Here is a 3,413-nt window from a genome sequence, read left to right as displayed (position 1 = left end):
GATCTCGCGCGCTGCGTCGATCAGCGCCGCGCGGGGGTCTTCGCCGCCGCGCCTGCGCCCGCGCCGCTTCGCGCGCCCGTCTTGTCCCGCGCGCCCGTCGTCCGCGGAAATGCCACTGCTCACCGCGCCATCCTTCCCGCCGCGCGGTCCCGGCCGCAAAGAGCGGGCGCTGCGACGCGGCCCCGGCCGGGTCGGCACAATGACGGGCATGGTTGGTGACGGCGACATCGGCAGCACCACCCCGGGCCGCGCGGAGTTCCGCGAGCTCGCCGCCGGGCGGCGAGTGATCCCCGTGGTGCGCAAGCTGCTCGCGGACGACGAGACCCCGCTGGGGGTGTACCGCAAGCTCGCGGGCGAGGAAACGGGCACGTTCCTGTTCGAGTCCGCGGAGAACGGGCACTCCTGGTCGCGCTGGTCGTTCATCGGTGTCCGCAGCCCCGCCGCGCTGACCGTGCGCGACGGCGAGGCGTGCTGGACCGGCACCCCGCCGGTCGGCCTGCCCGCGGGCGGCGACCCGCTGCAGGCGCTGCGCGAGACGGTGGAACTGCTGCGCACCGAACCGCTGCCGGGGATGCCGCCGCTGACCGGCGGCATGGTCGGTTTCCTCGGTTACGACGCGGTGCGGCGCCTGGAGAAGCTGCCGGACGAGACCGAGGACGACCTGCGGATCCCCGAACTGGTGATGCTGCTGGCCACCGACCTGGCCGCGCTGGACCACCACGAGGGCACCATCACGCTGATCGCCAACGCGGTGAACTGGGACGACAGCCCGGAACGGGTGGACGCCGCCTACGACGACGCGGTCCGCAGGCTCGACGCGATGGCCGCGCGGCTGTGCACGCCGTCCGAGCCGACCGTGGCGACGTTCTCCCGCCCGCAGCCGGATTTCGAGCGCCGCCGCACCCCGCAGGAGCACTACGCGGCGGTGGAGTCCGCGAAGGAGGCGATCCGCGCGGGCGAGGCGTTCCAGGTGGTGGTCTCGCAGCGGTTCGAGATGCCGACCACGGCCGACTCGCTGGACATCTACCGGGTGCTGCGCACCACCAACCCGAGCCCGTACATGTACCTGCTGCGGCTGGCCGACCCGGACGGCGGCGCGCCGTTCGACATCGTCGGCTCCAGCCCGGAGTCGCTGGTGACGGTGCGCGACGGGCAGGCGACCACGCACCCGATCGCCGGGACCCGCTGGCGCGGCGCGGACGAGGACGAGGACGCGCGGCTGGAGAAGGACCTCAGCACCGACGAGAAGGAACGGGCCGAGCACCTGATGCTGGTGGACCTCGGCCGCAACGACCTGGGGCGGGTGTGCCGCCCGGGTTCGGTGCGCGTCGTGGAGTTCTTCCGGGTCGAGCGCTACAGCCATGTGATGCACCTGGTCTCCACGGTCACCGGCGCGCTGGACGAGGGCCGCTCCGCGTTCGACGCGGTCACGTCCTGCTTCCCGGCCGGGACGTTGTCCGGGGCGCCGAAGCCGCGCGCGCTGGAACTGATCGAGCAGCTGGAGCCGACGCGGCGCGCCCAGTACGGCGGCGTGGTCGGCTACCTGGACTTCGCCGGGGACGCCGACACCGCCATCGCCATCCGCACCGCGCTGGTGCGGGAGGGCCGGGCGTACGTGCAGGCGGGTGGCGGCATCGTCGCCGATTCGGACCCGGTCGCCGAGGACCAGGAGTCGCTGAACAAGGCCAAGGCGGTGCTGGGCGCGGTCGCCACCGCGCAGACGCTGCGCCGCCCGGATCAGCCGGACCAGCCGGACCAGCCGGACACCGGCGTGAGCGCGGGGGAGCGGGTTGACGACCGAGCAAGCGTCTGAGCAGCGCACGACTTCGCCGCGGCTGCTCTTGGTGGTCGTGCTGCTGATGCTGCTCAGCGCCGGCCTGCTGTGGGGTTCCAGCGCGCTGAGCTGGGTCAGCGCCACGTTCCGCACCCCGTACTCCGGCGATGTCCAGTCCGGCGCCACCGGCTCGATGGTGCGCCCGGAGCTGGTGCCGCTGGCGTTGGCGTCGCTGGCTGGGATCGCCGCGGTGCTGGCCACCGGTGGCTGGATGCGGCGCATCATCGGCGGGATCACCGTGCTCGGCGGCGGTCTGCTGGTGTGGCGCGCGGTGTCGTGGCACCTCGACGGCGACTTCGGCTTCACGCCGCCGAACCTGCCGCCGAACAGCGCGCCGATCGGCGTCCCGGACCCGATCCCGTTCGGCCCGCTGCTGATGGGCCTGGCCGCGTTGACGTTGCTCAACGCCGGGCTGCTGGTGGCGGCGCGCGCGAAGCGGATGCCCGCGATGGGCTCGAGGTACTCCGCGCCCGGTGCGCGCCGCGAATCGCGTGATCCGGACAAAAGGCTCTGGGAGGCCCTGGACGAGGGAGCGGACCCTACCGACGAGCGGTGAGCCGTCACCCGCCGTGGTCCCGGCACCGGTTCCGGGCGCGTCCGGGTGCCGGGCGCCCTCCCGCGATCGGTGCTGGCAAGGGACGAAGGTCCTTGCTGTGCAGGGACGTTGTGCCGACCCCTCGGCCGGGCGCCGCAGCGCGCGGGGTTAGCATCGGCCATGCGACCGGCACGGCGGGAAGGGGAGTGTCGTGATCGAGCGCAATGAATTCATCTGCGCGATAGACGATGTTCAGGACTTGCGGGCGAGTGTTCGGGGCACGCGCTGCGAGGTGTTCGAGTGAGCGTCCTGGAAACCATCATCGAGGGCGTTCGCGAGGACATGGCCGTCCGCGAGTCCGCCATTTCGTTCGACGAGATCAAGCAGCGGTCCGCGGCCGCGGCTCCACCGCACGACGTGCTCGCCGCTTTGCAGGCGCCGGGCGTCGGGGTGATCGCCGAGGTGAAGCGCCGCAGCCCGTCCAAGGGCGAGCTGGCCGAGATCGGTGAGCCGGAGGACCTGGCCGCGGACTACGCGGCCGCGGGCGCACGCGTGATCAGCGTGCTGACCGAGCAGCGCCGCTTCGGCGGTTCGCTGGCCGACTTCGACGCGGTGCGCGCGAAGGTCTCGGCGCCGTTGCTGCGCAAGGACTTCATCGTCAGCCCGTACCAGGTGCACGAGGCTCGCGCGCACGGCGCGGACATGGTGCTGCTGATCGCGGCGGCGCTGGAGCAGAACGCGCTGGAGGCGCTGCTGGACCGGGCCGAGTCGCTGGGCATGACCGCGCTGGTCGAGGTGCACACCGCGGAGGAGGCGGACCGCGCGCTGGAGGCCGGGGCGAAGGTCATCGGCATCAACGCCCGGAACCTGCACACCCTCGAGGTGGACCGGGAGGTGTTCGGCCGGATCGCGCCGGGCCTGCCGCAGGAGGTGCTCAAGGTCGCCGAGTCCGGCGTGCGCGGGCCCAGCGACCTGATGGCCTACGCCGGTTCCGGCGCGGACGCGGTGCTGGTCGGCGAGGGCCTGGTGACCAGCGACAACCCG

At 73.0% G+C, this 3,413-nt stretch carries 3 protein-coding genes; all 3 read left to right on the top strand.

The window, feature by feature from the left end:
• Window positions 1-208 precede the first annotated feature (208 nt).
• Entirely contained in the window at window positions 209-1,813 is a 1,605-nt protein-coding gene (locus tag IJH84_RS03020; RefSeq protein WP_200069978.1) for an anthranilate synthase component I, read from the top strand.
• Window positions 1,791-2,390 carry a Trp biosynthesis-associated membrane protein gene (locus tag IJH84_RS03015; protein WP_200069977.1) on the top strand — a complete coding sequence of 200 codons (600 nt, stop codon included), beginning with the start codon at window positions 1,791-1,793 and terminating at the stop codon, window positions 2,388-2,390. Before IJH84_RS03020 ends, IJH84_RS03015 begins: the two co-directional genes overlap by 23 nt.
• A gap of 279 nt (window positions 2,391-2,669) precedes the next feature.
• Window positions 2,670-3,413 (top strand): indole-3-glycerol phosphate synthase TrpC (gene trpC, locus IJH84_RS03010; RefSeq protein ID WP_295139916.1); only part of this gene is annotated, 744 nt, incomplete at its 3' end.

The sequence above is a fragment of the Saccharopolyspora sp. genome (assembly GCF_017434145.1).
GTDB lineage: Bacteria > Actinomycetota > Actinomycetes > Mycobacteriales > Pseudonocardiaceae > Saccharopolyspora_C > Saccharopolyspora_C galaxeae.
The sequence above is the reverse complement of the archived record's forward strand: the minus strand, read 5'-3'. Positions and strand labels throughout refer to the sequence as shown.

Excerpts from the sequence above, each read along its gene's own strand:
- IJH84_RS03020 (WP_200069978.1), top strand. The coding sequence starts at position 209 with ATGGTTGGTGACGGCGACATCGGCAGCACCACCCCGGGCCGCGCGGAG.